We start from the raw sequence: 18,236 nt of genomic DNA, 5'->3' as shown, positions 1-18,236 counted from the left end.
TGTATTTATGAAAACAACAAAAAGTCTGCTTCACTCGAGTGCAATAGTTTTTGCCTTGAGTTTGATGTCCACCAGTGTTTTCGCTGCGGTTTCAGCTGAAGAAGCTGCAAAGCTGGGCACTAGCCTTACGCCAATCGGTGCTGAAATGGCCGGTAATGCTGCGGGTACTATTCCCGCTTGGACAGGTGGTCTACCAACCAACGCTGGCACTGTTGATGCGGGTGGATTTTTGTCCAACCCATTCGCCAGTGAAAAGCCGTTGTTTACCATTACTGCCGAAAACATGGATCAGTACAAAGCTAATCTGACGCCGGGTCAGATTGCGATGTTTAAGCGGTATCCAACCACCTACAAAATGCCGGTTTACACCACTCATCGTTCGGCAACCGTGCCTGCCAAAATTATTGAGGCAACCAAGAAAAACGCCGTCAACACCAAGTTGATTGAGGGCGGCAACGGTATGGAAAACTTCGATACCGCCAACCCGTTTCCAATCCCTAAAAGTGGCCTAGAAGTTATCTGGAACCACATTACCCGCTACCGTGGTGGCAGTATTAAGCGGGTAATTGCGCAGGCGACTCCGCAGGCCAACGGTTCATACTCTCTGGTTTATTTCCAGGATGAGTTTACCTTTCGCAACTCTTTGACCGACTACGATCCAAGCAAAGAAAGCAACGTCCTGTTCTACTTCAAGCAGCGTGTAACCGCGCCGTCGCGACTTGCTGGTAACGTACTGCTGGTTCACGAAACCCTTAACCAGGTCAAGGAACCTCGCTTGGCATGGCTTTATAATGCCGGGCAACGTCGTGTTCGCCGTGCGCCGCAGGTGTCGTATGACGGCCCAGGCACAGCAGCAGACGGCCTGCGTACCTCGGACAACTTTGACCTGTATAACGGTGCACCTGACCGCTATGACTGGAACTTGGTTGGCAAAGAAGAGAAATACATTGCTTACAACAGCTATGACCTTGATTCACCCAAGCTGAAGTATTCGGAAATTATTAAGCCTGGTCACATTAATCAAGACCTGACGCGTTACGAACTGCACCGGGTATGGCACGTAACAGCAACCTTGAAAAAGGGCGAGCGGCACATCTATGCCAAGCGTGACTTCTTCATTGATGAGGATACATGGCAAGCTGCAGTCATTGATCATTACGATGGCCGCGGCACTCTGTGGCGCGTAGCTGAGGCCCACTCGCAGTACTACTACAACCATCAGGTTCCTTGGTACACCATGGAAACCCTGTATGACCTGTTGTCAGGCCGCTACTTAGCCTTGGGTATGAAGAACGAAGAGAAACAAGCTTACGACTTCAACTTCAAAGCCTCTGAGAGTGATTTTACCCCAGCTGCCCTGCGTCAGGCTGGCGTGCGCTAAAACTGCAGTTTGCTTCATAAAAAACCGGCCAAGTGCCGGTTTTTTATGGCTCGAATTTAGGTACTGTCAAGCACACTGACCGCCGAGATAGGCCTGCTTTTAATTGTGGTAACACCTGAGGGCTTCAAATGGCGTGTACTAGTCGTTAGTCTGATGGCGTGTCGTGTAGATTGCTGACCTAACTAATCTAAGAACTGGCAAATGACCGATTTATCAAGCCTTCCGGGCTCATCCCGCATCACCGCCCAAGGGGAATTGCGCTTTTTCAGGCCTCCACTGCCTGAAGGGCATATTGCTCGGTCACGCCTATGCCAGCGCCTTGAGCAGGGGTTGAGAAGTCGGCTGCTTTTGGTATCAGCTCCTGCGGGTTTTGGCAAAAGCTCCCTGGCTATCGAGTTCTGTGAGCAGTTGCCGAGCAACTGGCAAAATCTATGGTTGGGGTTAAGCGAACGTGACAGTGATCCAGGGAAATTTCTTGAGCGCCTGTTATTAGGTTTGCAGCAGCATTACCCGAATCTCGGCGATGAGGCACTTGGCTTATTGAAGATGCGTCAACGCCATCAGCCCTTTGCATTCGAAGAGTGGCTGGATGCCTTTCTTGATGATTTGACTCAGGTATTGGATCCTCGCCAACCCTTATTGCTGGTGCTGGATGATTATCACCTTGCCCAAGGTGCGGTTCTCGACCGTTGCTTGCAGTTTCTTCTGAATCACTTGCCAGATGGGATGTTGCTGCTGGTGACAAGTCGCCAGCGCCCCGACTGGCACCTTGCACGGCTGCGTTTATCACTGCAGTTATTAGAGCTCAATGAGCATGACTTACGCCTTACGCAAGATGAAATCAGTCAGTTGCTAGGCCGTCAGGGGGCTAGTTTGCCTGCGCAGGCATTGGCCGAGCTATGTGTGCGCAGCGAAGGCTGGATTGCGGGGCTGCGTTTGTGGCTGCTAGCGGCAACCGATGCGGGCGAACTGGCGGATTTACAACATGTCATGGCTGTTCCGCATGGTGCACAAGGGCTTATTCGCGAGTATTTGCTTGAGGAGGTTATTGAGCGTCAGCCGGCTGATGTTCAGGCCTTCTTATACGACACCGCCCGCATGGACCGCTTCTGCGCCGAACTTTGTGATGTGATCCGTGATAGCCGCGACAGTGCAAACATTCTCGAGTATTTACAAACGCACCAAGTGTTTCTGGTGCCTTTGGATGAGCAGGGTAAGTGGTTTCGTTATCACCACCTGTTTTCTGATTTATTACGGGCGCGTCCACTGCAAAGCTCGGAGCAAAATGTTGCCCATATGCATTTGCGTGCGTGCCGTTGGTTTAGTTCTCAGGGCCTGCTTGATGAGGCCATTGAGCAGGCTCTGCAAGCCGGGCAGCCGGATGTTGCGGCAAACTTAGTGCAGAGTCTGTCAGAAGAACAATTGCTGGCGGAGCAAAACGTATCGGCATTACTGCGCTGGAAGATGGATCTGCCTGATCAGTTACTGAGCAGTACCTCCAGGCTGATTGTACTGTACAGCTGGGCATTGGCACTGGCTTGTCAGCTCGACGCAGCTGAAGATCTTGCGGCGCAACTTAGTCGTTTTCTACCCGCTCCCTCTGAGCCGCAACAGCGAGAGTTGGTGGCGCAGTGGTTGGCCATTAGTGGCGTGATAGCTCGCGGCCGCGGTGATAGCCCACGAGCCATAGAGTTCTGTACAGCGGCATTGGCAGGGTTGTCCCATGAGCGTTATGGGCCACGGCTTACCTGCTTGTCGATGTTGGCGAACCTGGCAATAGTTCAAGGCGACTTATGGCGTGCACGCGGTCTTAATCGCGACGCATTAGAGCTTGCCCAGCGTATCGGTAATCCACTTTTTGAAGCGCTTTCTTACTACGACAGGGCCAGAGTGTTGCAAGCCCGTGGTGAAATTTCACGTGCTCTGCAAGAGACTCGCCAAGGTTTGGAGTTGCTGCGTGATGTTTCGGCACATCGCTTTTATGCGGCTCGCGCCAGACTTAAGCTGTATGAAGGCACCTTGCTTTCTTTGCAGTTGCAGCCGCAGCAAGCTGCCATACATCTGCGCGCCGGGATCAAAGAGTCCCGTGCCTGTCGCGACATTAGCGTTTTAATCGGCTATTGCGTTTTAGCCAGTCAAGAAGGCCGGGAAGGGCGTTTGTCGGAGGCCTTTGCATTGCTCAGTGATGCAGAAAGGCTCATGCATATTTGGGATGTGCCGCCTGTTTATTACCTGGCCATGATTACCTTAATTAAATGTGAGCTGTGGTTGCGCCAAGGTCAGGTTGACCTTGCCGAGTCCTGGCTTGAACGTTTGGATGAGACCTACGGTGCAGGTCAAGGGGCAACCGCACCGGAGTACCATCCACAGCTTGGGCTTCACATTAACTTTCATTTGGCTGTACTTGATCGAATTAAAGGGCGAGTTCACGAGGCAGAGCGCCGTTTTAAAGCGCTAATTCAGCGGGCACAAACAACTGGCGGGCAATATATAGGCTCGTTTGCAGAGGTGCAGTTGACCTTGCTGTTGCTCCACTTCGGGCGTGAGCAAGAGGCTCAGCAGCACCTCGGTAATGCTCTGGAAATGGCTATTGGAGGGGGCTTGTTGCAGTTTGATGAGCTCATCGTACATCGACCTAAATGGTTACGGGAGCAGCTCATGGTTGTTGCCAGTAATCCAGTCAGTGCGGCTTTACTGGCGATGTTGCCTGCGCAGGACACATCGCCGAAAGTGACCCACGAGAATTTATGTCTCACTGAGGCGTTGAGCGGTCGGGAGCAAGCTGTACTTGAGTTGATTGCTAAGGGCTGCTCGAACCAAGAAATTAGCGAGCGTTTGTTCATATCGCTGCATACCGTTAAGACCCATGCCCGGCATATCAACAGTAAGTTGGGGGTGGAGCGACGTACCCAAGCGGTCGCTCGCGCTAATAGTTTAGGGCTGTTCAGAAAATAGCTTAATCGGGCTTTCTTCAGAATGGCAGATCAGACTTGGGCAGCTCTAAACTCAACTGTTGCTTAAGTTTCTGCTCAGCTTGATTGCCCTTTCTGTTCCGGAGTTGTTTTAGCATGTCCTCTTCAAGCACCTGCAACACCGGCTGCATTGAGTGAATGTTGGAACGCACTGTTGGGTCAATGTGGGTTTGCCCGATATTGTTGACTCGCTGGAGTAATTCTTGCCGGACATCGCCAGGCAGGTGCACAAACAAACGGGGCAATTGTTGACTTAACTCTGCGCTGTAAACAGCCAGCTCTGCACGACCGAACTGCGCCGTAAACGCTAGATAGTCGAGCGCACTTTTAGTCAGTAAAGCCGCGGCTGCTTTGGTTTCAGCCAGGCCGCTAAGACGAACAGGGTTACGCTGTTGGTTGGGTGACAGGGTCATCCAAAACTCTGTTGTCAGGGTAAACAGTACGCGTTGTTGATTGAGCGAGTAACTCATCAAGCCCAGCGCTTCGGCCGCATAGGGCTGTTTGGCTGCTTTAAAATCAAAGAACAAACGCATCAACTCTTTTAGCTGGAATAATGATTCGCGTGCCTCGTTCTGACGCGCTTCGAGCGGCCTGTAGATATTCAATTGTACTTGCAGGTTTTCGGGGCTGACCATGCGCTGATAGATAGGCCCGGTGAATTCACCACTACGCCTTGGCAGTGCATTGGTTTGGGTTTGGTTGACCTTTTGCAGCGCCTCAATCAATTGCTGGTACTGGGCACTACTCCACGGACGCCGTATATCCGGGATTCTTTGACCTAAATAAAAGAGTTGTGTGGCATCGGCGACGTTGAGCCACAGCAGTAACAGCGCGACCCCTAAGTAGGTGAGGGATCTATACCCATTGGTTGATTGCACCCTGAGCCCCTTCAGTTCCCGGCTTGCGATGACAGAGTCTGAAACTAGCGTTTCGAATGACTGATGTCTGCCGCATAAAAGTATGGAGCAATTGGGTGGCAACGGACGCTCGACATGTTGAGCGTTACCTCTGGCCACGGGGTGAACGGTTACGCCTTAGCATTTTTCCAGAACAGTTTAGGCCTGGTCAGTAGCTGTACCTAAGTAAGGTAGAGCAAGGTGTAACCCTGTGTTTTCTTGTGCTTCATGATTTGCCTACTCGTGTTCAGAGGATGCGCTTCATCGCCCGGTAAGGCATAGAACACAAAAGAGGCGTCTAACAACTATAAAAGGGGCTATTGATGCCTGTATCCAGTTCAGCATTATTCTCGCCAGTAATTCGACTGTTTACTTCTCTGGGCATGGGGGCGTTAGCCTTTAGTGAACTACAGGCACTCTATGCTTCAGCAGATAGCGGCTCTAAGTTTGTTGAGATTGACGGTTTTAATCTGCACTACCGGGATCAAGGTGACCGCAATCTACCGGTCATCATAATGCTCCATGGGGTAGTTGCGTCGCTGCACACCTGGGATGATTGGTACCGCGAATTTAGTCAAGATTACCGAGTGATCCGTTTTGATTTGCCTGGTTTCGGTTTGACCGGTCCAAGCAAGGATGGGGTTTATACAGTCGAGCGCATGCTTAACGTATTAAGTTTGCTGATGGACCATCTGCAGGTTGAGAAGGCCAGTTTTGCGGGTAATTCGCTGGGTGGTTATCTCGCGTGGAGTTTTGCACTTAGTTGGCCAGAGCGGGTTGATAAACTGGTGCTGATCGATCCTGCTGGTTACGCCATGAAGAAAATCCCATGGATGATCGCCGCCGCTGAGTTGCCGGGCTCGACTACTCTGATGCCGATTTGGATGCCCAGAGCATTAATCGCCCAAGGCGTAAAAGAAGTGTACGGTGATCCGCAAAGAATCAAGGCTCATGTGATTGAACGCTACTATCGGTTAAGTCGGCGTCCCGGAAATCGTAAGGCAATGATGATGATATTCCGGCAGATGGTTTCGATTAATCGTACCCAGTTGCAGCAAACGCCGGCTGCAATCGCCAAGTTGAGAGTGCCTACTCTGTTGTTGTGGGGGGAGGCTGACCGTTGGATACCGCCAGCACAGGTGAAGCTATGGCAGCGTGATTTAGCGGGTATTCAAATCAAGACCTATCCCGGCGTCGGGCATTTACCGATGGAAGAAATACCCTGGCAAAGTGCAACTGATGCTTTGCAGTTCCTGCAGGAGGGCGACTCACTTTCATTAAGCGGTTAAGCCTGTTCTCAGGCTTAGGGAGCCTGTGGAAAACTACTGCGTTAGGTATTACGGGTGCGGCCCCAAAGGGGGCAGTATGCGAATCAAATGCCCAGAAAGTCGAGTGCGACCTCAGTCGCTTTTTACATATGTTGACTCACCAGCCTTTTCAAAGGCTCCTCAGGCAACTGCGGGTTCTGTGTTTTCGTCGAACTCTCTGCGCGTGGCATACAGCAACTCTATGTTGTTGTGCTGCCATGGATGAAAGTCATCTTTAAAGAAGTCTTTGTAGGTTTTGATCAGTGGCCGAAATACACCTTCCTTGCCCCACATCCATGTTAATCCGTCGCGCCAAACTCGCCAGTTCCACAACAAACCATCTTGTTTAAGCATGTGCGCTAAGCCGAGAAATGTGTCTTTGATGAAGAAGAAAGTGCCCATTCGCATTGCTCGATGGAGGATCTTTCTATCACCACCCACTTGGTTGTACACATCGAAAGCTACTGCTTTGTGTTCGGTTTCTTCTAACGCGTGCCAGCGCCATAGTTGGCGCATCATGGGGTGGGCGCCTTGCATTTGGCTTTCGTTGCGCAAAAGGCCGTCGGCCATTATCGCGGTGATATGCTCCATCGCTGCGGTCGCGGCTAGCTGGCGTTTAGCCGAGAAATTGTTTTGCGTGTAATGAATGCGCTTTTTGGCGCGATTTTCCATACGCGTGATGTCATAGCCCAAGGCTCGAAGGCGGTCACTGTAGACTAAGTGCTCACGGCTATGGTGACCTTCCTGGCCAATGAATCCACGAATTTGCTCAGTAAGCTCTGGGTCAGTTATTTGGTCGCGGAACTTGCGAACAGAATCGATAAAGAAACGCTCACCATCAGGGAACAGCACCGACATTGAGTCAAACAGATGACTCTTGAATGCATCACCGCTATGCCAATGGCGAGGCAGAGGGTTGGGAAAGTCAAAACTCATGTGTCTGGGGCGAATTTTTAATCCTGCAGGTGTGGTGCTAGCCATGCTGACTCCTAATTCTTATTTCCTCTAGGTCGCCACTATGAGCGGCCACTGCCGGTTGGAAAAGGTTATCTACAGCCAAAATATAGGTCATATATGGCCAATGCAGGTCCTCTGCTTATTGGTCTACAGGTGCTACTGCAGAGGGAAGTAGGTTTTTATCCGCTTGCTACACTTCGTTGCTTACAGGTATGTTTTGGGACTATGGTCATATCAGGCCAATTATAATAAGAGCCCCATGAAGCCGACCTTGAATTTCAATGCGGAACTCGTACCCGTTGCCTATGCCGAGGCGCTACTCGAGCTGTTAGATGAGTTGCATGTGAACCGCGCGCAGGTATATGCAGGGGCAAATGTCCGACCGCAAGTGCTGGACAACCCCCAAGGTCGTTTGTCATTTATCGATTTTAATTTGCTCGCACTCAGTGCATTACGCTTGTGCGATGAGCCCGCGTTGGGGTTATTGCTGGGCCAACGGCTTAATGTTTCGACCCATGGCATCCTAGGTTATGCCGTGCTTTCAAGTGCCAACCTTGATAAGGCTATTCAGTTTGCGCTGAAGTATTACCGAGTATTGGGTATTAGCTTTGAGCTTGAGCGTATTGAATTGCTTGATCGAGTCGAATTACGTGCCATTGAAAGCATGCCGCTGGGTAACCTAAATCGATTTGCTGCCGAAGGCTTGCTCGCCAGTTTATTCACCATTGCTGTTTTTTTGCTGGGTGAGCAGTTACATGATGTTGACGTGGGGTTCACCTATGCAGCCCCTGACTATGCCGATCGCTATGAGCAGGTTTTTGGTGTGCCTGCAAAGTTTGAGCAACCCTACCTTTACCTGAGCATTCCTAGGTTTTATCTGGAAAAACCAATGGCGCTGGCGAACCCCGCTACGGTGCAGATGTGCGAGCAGCAATGCGAGGCCTTGCTTTCAACCCTGGACACTCAGGATGGCTTACTGACGCGTGTGCGGCGTTTATTACTTGCGCGTCCTGGTGATTTTCCGGATCTGGCAAGTGCAGCAAAAGCATTGCATACCAGCGGTCGTTCTTTACGCCGACACCTCTCCTACATGGGAACCAGCTACCAAGAAGTGCTTGATGATGTACGCCGCAGCTTGGCCATTCAGTACCTGACGACAACGCATTTGCCGCTCTATGAGATCGCCTATCTTTTGGGTTTTAACGATCCGTCCAATTTTCGCAGGGCATTCAAAAAGTGGACCGGAAAACTGCCCGGCGCCTATCGCTAGGAAATGAGTGTGAAACACAGGGCAGCATTAGGTAGTTGCATGTTTGGCCCTACCGATACTGTCCAGCGGTTGCGTAATCGGGCGTGCAAGCAATAGCTTATGCGCACCCTGCTAACCAGCTAGGCCCATAAGTCAAACCACAAGAACGACATTCGTGTGTTGGGTTGTGTCTACGAGCGTGCTCGTCTGTATGGTGATTGATCGCAGTGATGAGACCCCCAGGTTGCTAGTGGACACTGTAATCAGTGGGCTGAACCATTCAGCTGGATTGCTCGCGGCCTACCGCAAATATCTCGGTAAAACGAGTGATGCAGATCTGTCGATGCTTAGGTTCTATGCATCACCGAGTGTGGAGTCTGTGGGGCATCATGCATGGCGCAGCCTTGTCATTTGCTTAGTGGTTGTGAGTAATATGCTCAATCGCGTTGGCCAGCGTTTGTAAGGCGCCTTTCATCTCTTGAGCTTTCTCCAAGGCCAGTTGCACATCCTGAGCTTCACACGCCTGCTCCAATGCTTCGCAACAACTGACCAGTTGAGTGGCCTTGATGATCTTCGCCGCTCCCTTACATCGGTGTGCGAGATCAGCAAATGCAGTCAAATCCCCAGACATTATTATGGGTTCTAGGCTGGCTAGATCGTCCGCGATACTTATTTGGACTTGCTCCAGCAGGTGTAGGTAGATGGCCTTGTTGCCTCCTGTAATTTGCTCCAGTGATGCGTGGTCAAATATTTCAGGTCGTGCGTTTGGCGGTTTTTTGGGTGGTTTCAGCGCAGTAAGAGCCCGTGTTAGGTCTGCGAGTTCGACAGGTTTGAACAGGCACCCATTCATACCCGCGTCAACGCAATACCTGAGCATTTCAGCTTGAGCGTTGGCCGTAAAACCTAAAATCGTGCAGGCGTTTGCCCCTTGAGTTTGCTCTGTGCTGCGTATGGCTCGGCTGAGCGTGTATCCATCCATCCCTGGCATGTTACAGTCAGTAATTACCAGGTCGAAGTGCTGCGATTGCCATAGTGTGAATGCACTTTCACCATCAACAGCGCATTCTACCCGCTGCCCCAGATACGCCAGTTGTTGTGCCAGTAACATGCGGTTAGCCGGATGGTCATCAACCACCAGGATTGTGAATTGTGGCAGTGATTGCTCGATCTCTTGGACTGTTGTTGATGCCTCAGGGATTTTTTTATCGGTTTCCAGACACAACAACTTTAGCTCTAGGCTAACTCGGGTTCCCACGCCTTCCTGGCTTTCTAGGTCAAGGCTACCGCCCATCATCTCAACCAGGTTGCTACAAATCATCAAGCCCAGACCGCTGCCGCCTGAGGTCTCATTCACTTGAACAAAGGGCTGGAAAAGGCTTGCCTGGTATTTTTCCGGTATACCAATTCCGGTGTCCGAGACCTCCACTCGTAACGCTATATAGTTGTCAGTAAGTGGCGTGCCGACGAGCTTGAGGCACACGCTTCCCTGTGCCGTGAACTTAATTGCATTACTGACTAGGTTTGAAAGCACCTGCCTGAAGCGCAGTGGGTCGAGTAATACATGCTCTTCTAGCGCGCCCTCTAGTTCAAGCCGCAAACGCAACGATTTTTGTTTTGCCAGGCCTTCGAAAACCCTTACGACACCTGCTGCAATTTGTCTTAGCTCGGCTCGCTCGGGATGAATATTCAAATGGCCAGATTCTATTTGGGCGACGTCGAGAATATCGCCAATCAGCTCCAGCAAACCTCGCGCAGAGTTGTAAGCCACCTCAAGAGATGCGTGGTCTGGTGGAGCATTGGCATCACGCTTTAAGGCGAGTTCAAGCATGCCAATGATGGCATTTAGGGGGGTGCGAATTTCATGGCTCATGGTAGCCAGGAACGTTGTTTTAGTTCGGTTCGCTGCATCGGCTTGATCTTTAGCCGCTCTTAATTGCTCAATTAACGCGCGACGGTCGCTGATATCAATCCAACCGCCAATAATCCCTCGCACCACCTCATTACGGTCGACGTAGGGTAATTTCCAGTGATAGATAACTCTGGATTGGCCATTAAGGGTGACCATACGATCAATAATGATAGGCTCGCGACCGACAATGACGCGGTGGTGGTCGCGCGTAATGTCTTGAGCATCCTCTTCGGAAAAGTGCCTGAGGTCAGACTGGCCAATGACATCTTCGCGCGTAGCGCCTAGTGCTTCCAGATAACTGTCATTACATAAACGTACGCTCATGTCGATATCACGGACATAGATTGGATGCGGCGTGCCGTTGATGAGTAGCTCCATGAACTTCATCTGTTCACTAAGCTCACGCTCAGCCACACGACGCTGGCGTATCTGATTGCGTAGATAGAAATTCCAGCCAAGAAATATCATCAATACAATGAAGGCTACCGTTATCGCCTGATAGATCAGTGGCTTGTAACTGCGCCAAGAGGGTGGCGACAAGGCCACACGCGTACGCCAGCGGTTGATCAGCGTGCTGTATTCATCAGGTGAAATGTCCACCAGTACGCTGTTGATGATGGTCTGTAACCGGCGGCTTTCTCGACGCATCGCAAAAGAGGAGGCCGCTAATGGTTGGCTTAGCGTTGTACTGATGCGCAATTTTTCATGAAAAAGGCGGGAGATGTAATAACGGGCGACGAGCAAGGGTTGTATGGTGGCATCCGCTTCACCTGCCGCGACTAATGCCAATGCATCGGGCGAGTCGAGCGCCTCTACCAATTTGATGTCCGGATAGTTTTTTTGCAGGTAGGGCACTAATGCATGGCCTTTCGCGATGGCGATGCGCTTATTGCTCATTTGTTCAAGGGATACCGCGCTTTTGTGGTCAACCTCAGTCACCAGCGCATAAGGTGCCGAGATATACGCCCGGCTGAACTCCATTTGTTCACGTCGCTGGTCTGTCGGTGAAATATCGGCTACTAAATCGACTTTTCCCTCCAGCAACCCTTCGAGCATGCCATCGATATTGGCAAACCGAGTGACCACCACCTCCAGATTAGTTTGCCGTTGGATCCTGGCGAGCAGGTCGGCCGTGATTCCATAGAAGCGGTCATCATTGCCGAAATATGAGTAGGGTGGGAAATTTTCATAAACCCCAACGCGTAGCACTGGATGTGCTTGGATCCAGCCTAGAAGTGATGAGGGAAGCGTTGGAATATCAATGCTGGAGAGGCCACCTCCGCTCCAATGTTTCAGTATGTCTTGTCGCTGTTCGGGTGAAATACCTTGCTGGATTACATGGTTAAGGATGTTGAGCAACCGCTCATTGTCGTTGCGTAAAATAAAGCGTGATCCATTTGGTGCCGCTCCTCTGAAGAGGTTTGTTACCTTCAGTTCGTTTGCATAATAAGTGTTGACTAGATAATTGGCGGAAATAGCATCACTTAGCACAACGTCTTGCGTGCCGAATGCAACCGATGAAAAGGCATCGAGATCGTTAGAAAAGGATGTGAGAGTCGCTCCTGGGGCCAAGGTTTCAGCTTGAGAGCGACTCATGTCTAAAAAATTGTAAGCAACACGCCTGCCCGACAGACCTTCATCCAGCGCTGCCCAGCCATCTCCGGTGTGCTGGACCAGAACCGGTACCGACCGGATGTAGGGTTCGGTTTTGAGCAGGTCGGGAGCCTCTTCAATTGGCCCGAGTGAGGTGAGCATGTCCACCTCGCCGCGATTCAGAGCTGCTACTGCTGCCGGGCGATCTTGGTAGAGGTGGGCTACAACTTTTACGCCTAGTTCACGACTGATGAGTGAAACGATATCAGCCGTGACACCAGAGAATTCGTTGCTATCGGCCCCCAGTCTGAAGGGCGGGTAGTCAGTGCCGAATGTGCCCAGGATTAAGGTTTCTTTCTTGCGCAACCATTGCCAATTATCATCACTTAATTGCGTGCCATGCAGTACCCATTGGGATTGGCCTAATAATTTGAGGCGTGTGAAGGGCTGATCTGCATAAGCGGCAGTACAACTGCTCAAACACAAAAACAACAGGCAAATACCGCGCAGGTAATTGGCCATCGATCTTAGGCCGCATTATTGCGTTTGGCGAACTCCAGAAGCTCGACCAAAGAGGTTGCTCCGAGCTTCTGCAGCAAGCGTGTCTTGTAGGTGCTCACAGTTTTATTGCTTAACAACATGACGTCGGCAATCTGTTTATTGGTCATGCCCTTGGCTAAGTGTTGCAGCACCATTAGCTCCCTATCGGACAAGCTTTCCAGTAACTGACTTTCGGCCTGTTCTCCGTCGTGAGTCGAGCTAATGACCCCATAAGGAAAATAGGTATAACCGGACAAAATCGCATTAACAGCGCCGCATAATCCGGCCAGGTCTTGGTCTTTACTGACAAAGCCAGCTGCGCCTGCTTGCATACAACGGTTGGCGACCGCGCTTGCAGGTTGTGAGGTGAGGACCAAGACACGGGTCGTGCCCCCTGTTGCTTTCAGGCGGGAAATAACCTGTAGCCCATCCAGTCGGGGTATGCCAATGTCCAGGATCACAACGTCGGGCTTTTTATCCTTAGCCAACTGCAGTGCATCCACGCCATTGTCAGCCTCACCGGCGATTTCATAGCCTTCCTGTTCAAGCAGCACCCGAACGGCTAAACGTATCACTGGGTGATCATCAACAATCATTATTTTGCGCATACCGCACCTAAATACTTCAATAATTTATTAAGACTGCACATCAGGATCGTCCCTGCGCCGGTGTTAAGTGGCTTCAGGGCTGGGCGAAATACAAGCCTTACGAACCTGCCATAAATACTGATATCGGGTCTGAGCTGAGGTTTCATAGCGACTGGGTTGTCATCATCATTTTGGGGCATCACTTAGGATTGTCATCCTTGGGCTTAATCATTCCACCGAAGACCTCTGGTCCCACCTTGGGATGGCGCTATGATCTGTCACTCAATCAGCTCTCCAACCTTTACATCTGTTTGCTTTATCCAATGGCTTATGTGATCGACATAGTCAAAATTCTAGCTGAGTCAGCCGGATTGGTTGTTTTAGGAGAAGAGGGGGGTATTTCACTCTGCCTTCACGGTAACCGTATTCGTTGTGTCGCAACTGTTAGACCTCAGGTGTGTCTCAGTCCTTGAGGTAAATTGGAATAAGGCCCTTTATTCGCTTCGGCCCTAAACAAAATTCAGATCGCGATAGTCACGAAGTGTCTACTGATCAAGTGAAGGGGGAGCTATGGTGACTAAAATACCTTAGGCTATATGTAGGACTATTCCTACGGGCGGGCGAGCTAATTCCGAAATGCCACCAGCTTATTGATAGGCGATGATTATTAGCTCCAGCTCAGTAATAACAGTTGTTCGTGGCTGATAATAGGGCGAATTAGACTCAATTGCGGCTGTCATCCTTTCGCGGTTTGCTTAGCGTTTGAGTGTGCCTTGGTGCAGTCGTGACTGACTCGACTTTGGATAGGGTTAAATTGCGCGGATCTCCTTGATCTGTTCGCCTGTGTGACTTTCGATGTGCCAAAATTGTCCAGTCAATCCAGCAGGATCCCTCATGGACGCCATTAACTGCGCACTAATCCGCGAAACCTTCCCCGTCGGGCCTTTGCAGTGCAACTGCACCATTATTGGCGACCCTGTCAGTAAGAAAGCGATTGTGGTTGATCCGGGGGGTAATCCCGATGAAATCATGGCCCGCCTTGAATCCCATGGCTTGAAAGTCGTCAGCATCATCCATACCCATGCGCACTTGGATCACTTTCTGGCCTCAGGCCAGATGAAAGAGAAAACCGGCGCAACCCTGCACCTGCACAAGGAGGACCAATTCCTGTGGGACAACCTTGAAATGCAATGCAAGATGTTTGGTGTGCCTTACACCCCAGTGCCAGCGCCGGATCAGTGGCTGACAGATGACCAAGCGCTGGATTGTGGCTGTGGTGTTGCATTACACACGCCAGGGCATACGCCGGGCTCGATGAGTTTCTGGTTTCCGCAGGCGAAACTGCTGATAGCAGGTGATACCTTATTTCGTCGTGGAATCGGTCGCACCGATTTGTGGGGTGGTGATTATGCAACCATAGAGCGCTCGATCAAGCAGCGCTTGTACAGCCTCGATGAAGACGCAATAGTTGTAACAGGGCACGGCCCAGACACACTGTTGGGTGATGAAATGCGCGAGAATCCATTTATCAAAGCATAGTCAGTGAATGGCTGGCAGTAAGGGCGTCAGAGTTGGTAGGCTTGAACTTAAAGGCCACTTTCAAGTTCGAAGGCGCAGGTACAGGCCTGTTTAACAGTGAGAATCAAGGGAATATTTATGAGCAATGTGCGTAATTTTGCACTGGTAGTTGCAGCGTCTACTTTTCTAGCCGCATGTACTAACAACCCCTACACCGGGGAAAGCGAAGCGGGTAAGTCAGGTATTTATGGCGGTATCGGTGCGGTAACAGGTGCTGTGATTGGCGCTGCAACCTCCAGCAAAAAAGACCGCGGCAAAGGCGCGTTGATCGGCGCAGCCGTAGGTGGCGCTGCCGGTGGTGGCTATGGCTACTACGTTGATAAGCAGGAAGCTCAACTGCGTCAGAAATTAGTCGGAACGGGTGTTCAGGTTCAGCGTAATGGCGACCAGTTAACCCTGATCATGCCGGGCAACATTACGTTTGCCAGCAACTCGTCAGACATTTCCAGCAGCTTTTATCCAACCTTAAACTCGCTGGTCACAGTGTTTAAAGAGTTCGACAAAAACGGTATTGATATTACCGGTCACACCGACAGCACTGGCTCACTGGCACTGAACCAAAACTTGTCGAATGCGCGTGCGCAAAGCGTGGCCTCGTACCTTGCCTCAAACGGCGTAGCGGGTAATCGTATTTCGGCTTTTGGCGCAGGCCCTAACCAGCCAATCGCCAGCAACGCTACCGAAGAGGGGCGTGCCCAGAATCGTCGTGTAGAGATCACCCTTCGCCAGCTGTAATTCAGGCGAAGCCTAAGGGTCCTCTGAAAAAGGTAGCGAGCGACGGGAGGACAAGGCAAAAAAGTGTGAAAAAACGACCGGGGTCGCGCTCGACTTTAGGTGTTCTAAATGCGCATTTTGAGCAGTTTTTTAACGCCGTAATACCGAGCGCAGTAGTTTTTCAGAGGTTCCCTAAAGCCTCCAGCGCAAGCTGAGCCATTAAGTTGGTCAGTTTGACTGGGGGCTTTTTTGCGTCTGCAATATTTTCCATGCTGGCATAGTGCTATTTTATGCGCTCAGCTAAAGTTAACTGGGGCTGTCGTTCAATAAAGCACCGTCGTGGTCGATACCTTTGGTGTGAGGCAGTACCAATAGCTGTGTCCTGACGCTGGGGGAGTTATGCTGAAATCGCAACTTAATCGGGCTCCTGTTGTACAGGCTGTCCTAGTGGTTGATGACCTTCAGGACAACCTGGATGCGGTGCAAGAGTTACTCGAAGACCCGGCGAGAACCTTGCACTGCGTAAACAGTGGTATGGCCGCGCTTGAGTTTCTCGAAGACCATGATGTCGATTTAATTTTGCTTGATGTGCAAATGCCTGGAATCGACGGCTTTGAAGTTGCTCGGCGTTTACGTGAGCGGCCAAAGACCTTACTGACACCGATTATTTTTCTCTCAGGCCTCGATCAAACTGATTCAGTTTTAGCCCAGGGCTATGGGACAGGCGCAATTGATTTCATTAAAAAACCATTCGACCCCGCTGTGCTCAGTCACAAGGTGGCTGTGTTGCTTGCGCTCGAACTGCAACGCCGTGAATTGCTAGCATTAACAGAACAGTTGGACAGCGCACGCACCTTCAACGCCTCAATACTTGAGAACGCCGCGGAAGGCATCATGGTGGTCTCTGATCAAGGTGAAATACAGTTTGTAAATCCTGCTATTGCAAGCATGCTGCGTTGCCCGATGGAACAGCTTCTGGGCACTCAGGTGCAACGCTTTGTGCAAATGCCGCCAATGACAGAAGACTGGAAGGACTGCGACTTTTTCCGGCGTTGGCGCCGGGGTGAGACCTATTGCGTGCATGATGCATCGCTCTACACCTGCGATGCACAGACACTGCCTGTCGCACTCTCATGTTCGCCACTGCCGGGGCAGCAGGCAATGGTGTTCATGGCATTGGATATGTCGGTGACACGAAGCCTGCATGAACAGCTTGAATCATTGGCCTTATCTGATGCCCTGACCGGGCTGCTCAATCGTCGGGGGTTTCGTCAGGCAATGACAAATGCATTGTCGCGTAATGGCCGTAGCGGCCAGGGCCTGGCGGTGTTGTATCTGGATTTGGACGGTTTCAAACGGATCAATGACTTGCTCGGTCACGATGCCGGGGATGTGCTTTTATGCCAGGTTTCTCAGCAGTTGCGTGGCTGTATTCGCTCTTATGACATGCTGGGTCGAATGGGGGGTGATGAGTTCACCTTGTTGCTCGACAGTTTGACAAAGCCTGAGGATGCCGAGCGTGTCGCCAGCAAGTTAATTGAGGTTATCTCCGGGCGACGCAACCTCAATGGCTTTGACTTTAATCTGGGCGTCAGTATTGGCATAGCCTATTTGCCTGAAGGCGGGCTGAACGTTGACGAGTTGCTTGGCGCAGCGGATATGGCGATGTATGAGGCCAAGCGTGGTGGGCGTCGGCAGTACCGCATTTATTCAGAGGAAATGAAGGGGCGGGAGAATTCCAAACGTGCCCTCGAAGAACAACTGCGCAAGGCCATTATCGATCAGCAATTTGTTTTGCTGTATCAACCCCAGATCAATTTGAGTAGTGGCACGTTACGCGGTTTTGAAGCCTTGCTGCGCTGGCGTCAGGCAGATAACAGCTTATTGCCTGCCGCAGATTTTATCCAGGCGCTGGAAGACACCCGTCTAATCAATGAGTTGAGCCTTTGGGTCTTGCGTCAGGCTGTTTCACTGCGTCAATCATTAGTGGGTAAGGTGGCTGATGAGCTGTGCGTGACGATTAATGTCAGTGCACTGCAGTTCAGTTTTACCGGTCTGGCCGATGACCTTAGTCAGGTCTTGCGTGAGTTTGAGGTTAAGCCCGCACAGATCGCGTTGGAAATATCGGGCGATGCGCTGATGCAAAACATTACGCATAGTCGTGAACAACTGAAGCGCCTTGCCAACCTGGGGGTTAAAACCTGCTTTGATGGGTTTGGCCGTGGGCCGTTTTCCTTGGCAGACCTGCGTAACTTTGAATTGGATGGCCTAAAAATCGATCGCCAGTTTATTAAGACAATGCTGGAATCGCCGGTCGATGCCGCCATTGTTAAGTCGATTATTCAACTGGGGCATAACCTCGGTTTTGAGGTCATTGCCACTGGCGTTGAAAGCAAAGCCCAGCGCGACTGGCTGGTGCAGCATGACTGTCACGCGCTGCAAGGGTATTTAATTGCAGCGGAGTTAAAGCCAGAAGAGCTCAGGTTGAGTTGGATAAAGCACTTGGTAGAAGCGTTGCAGCCGGCAGATTAACCGGCTGCACACTGGGAGCGC

The 18,236-nt window shown here is 51.0% G+C and carries 11 protein-coding genes; 7 read left to right on the top strand and 4 right to left on the bottom strand.

The features are described 5' to 3' along the window. Nucleotides 1-7: 7 nt before the first annotated feature. Together ACIGCM_RS05210 and ACIGCM_RS05205 are read left to right on the top strand one after the other, a co-directional pair. Nucleotides 8-1,381 carry a DUF1329 domain-containing protein gene (locus ACIGCM_RS05210; RefSeq protein WP_397500949.1) on the top strand — a complete coding sequence of 458 codons (1,374 nt, stop codon included), beginning with the start codon at nucleotides 8-10 and terminating at the stop codon, nucleotides 1,379-1,381. A 201-nt stretch (nucleotides 1,382-1,582) separates the two neighbouring features. Next, nucleotides 1,583-4,336, top strand: coding sequence for a LuxR C-terminal-related transcriptional regulator (locus tag ACIGCM_RS05205; RefSeq protein ID WP_397500948.1), 2,754 nt, complete (start codon nucleotides 1,583-1,585; stop codon nucleotides 4,334-4,336). Nucleotides 4,337-4,352: 16 nt separating this feature from the next. Here ACIGCM_RS05205 and ACIGCM_RS05200 read toward each other — a convergent pair whose 3' ends face one another. Beyond that, a complete protein-coding gene (locus tag ACIGCM_RS05200) occupies nucleotides 4,353-5,231 on the bottom strand; it encodes a hypothetical protein (protein ID WP_397500947.1) in 879 nt (292 codons plus the stop codon). A gap of 341 nt (nucleotides 5,232-5,572) precedes the next feature. On the opposite strand from ACIGCM_RS05200, the gene ACIGCM_RS05195 reads away from it, so the two are divergent. Further along, a complete protein-coding gene (locus ACIGCM_RS05195) occupies nucleotides 5,573-6,538 on the top strand; it encodes an alpha/beta fold hydrolase (protein ID WP_397500946.1) in 966 nt (321 codons plus the stop codon). A gap of 159 nt (nucleotides 6,539-6,697) precedes the next feature. Here the strand turns inward: ACIGCM_RS05195 and ACIGCM_RS05190 are convergent, their stop codons facing one another. Then, a complete protein-coding gene (locus tag ACIGCM_RS05190) occupies nucleotides 6,698-7,537 on the bottom strand; it encodes a metal-dependent hydrolase (RefSeq protein WP_397500945.1) in 840 nt (279 codons plus the stop codon). A gap of 235 nt (nucleotides 7,538-7,772) precedes the next feature. Here ACIGCM_RS05190 and ACIGCM_RS05185 point away from each other — a divergent pair, with 235 nt between their 5' ends. Continuing rightward, nucleotides 7,773-8,783, top strand: a complete 1,011-nt coding sequence (locus ACIGCM_RS05185; protein WP_397500944.1) for an AraC family transcriptional regulator — start codon at nucleotides 7,773-7,775, stop codon at nucleotides 8,781-8,783. A gap of 394 nt (nucleotides 8,784-9,177) precedes the next feature. On the opposite strand, the gene ACIGCM_RS05180 is transcribed toward ACIGCM_RS05185, so the two are convergent. Further along, complete coding sequence (locus ACIGCM_RS05180; protein ID WP_397500943.1) at nucleotides 9,178-12,786, bottom strand: transporter substrate-binding domain-containing protein; 3,609 nt, start codon at nucleotides 12,784-12,786, stop codon at nucleotides 9,178-9,180. A 5-nt stretch (nucleotides 12,787-12,791) separates the two neighbouring features. Beyond that, entirely contained in the window at nucleotides 12,792-13,412 is a 621-nt protein-coding gene (locus ACIGCM_RS05175) for a response regulator (protein ID WP_397500942.1), read from the bottom strand. A gap of 873 nt (nucleotides 13,413-14,285) precedes the next feature. Between ACIGCM_RS05175 and ACIGCM_RS05170 the strand changes: the two genes are divergently transcribed. From ACIGCM_RS05170 to ACIGCM_RS05160, 3 genes are all read left to right on the top strand, one after another. Beyond that, the gene (locus ACIGCM_RS05170) at nucleotides 14,286-14,930 is read left to right on the top strand and encodes an MBL fold metallo-hydrolase (protein ID WP_397500941.1); all 645 of its coding nucleotides are present in this window, start codon (nucleotides 14,286-14,288) and stop codon (nucleotides 14,928-14,930) included. 117 nt (nucleotides 14,931-15,047) lie between these two features. Then, nucleotides 15,048-15,704: an OmpA family protein gene (locus ACIGCM_RS05165; protein ID WP_397500940.1), complete on the top strand. Its 657-nt coding sequence runs from the start codon at nucleotides 15,048-15,050 to the stop codon at nucleotides 15,702-15,704. 378 nt (nucleotides 15,705-16,082) lie between these two features. Next, nucleotides 16,083-18,215: an EAL domain-containing protein gene (locus tag ACIGCM_RS05160; protein WP_397500939.1), complete on the top strand. Its 2,133-nt coding sequence runs from the start codon at nucleotides 16,083-16,085 to the stop codon at nucleotides 18,213-18,215. Nucleotides 18,216-18,236: the final 21 nt, after the last annotated feature.

It is taken from the genome of Pseudomonas sp. NPDC078700 (assembly GCF_044542375.1).
In the GTDB taxonomy this organism is placed as follows: domain Bacteria; phylum Pseudomonadota; class Gammaproteobacteria; order Pseudomonadales; family Pseudomonadaceae; genus Aquipseudomonas.
The sequence above is the reverse complement of the archived record's forward strand: the minus strand, read 5'-3'. Positions and strand labels throughout refer to the sequence as shown.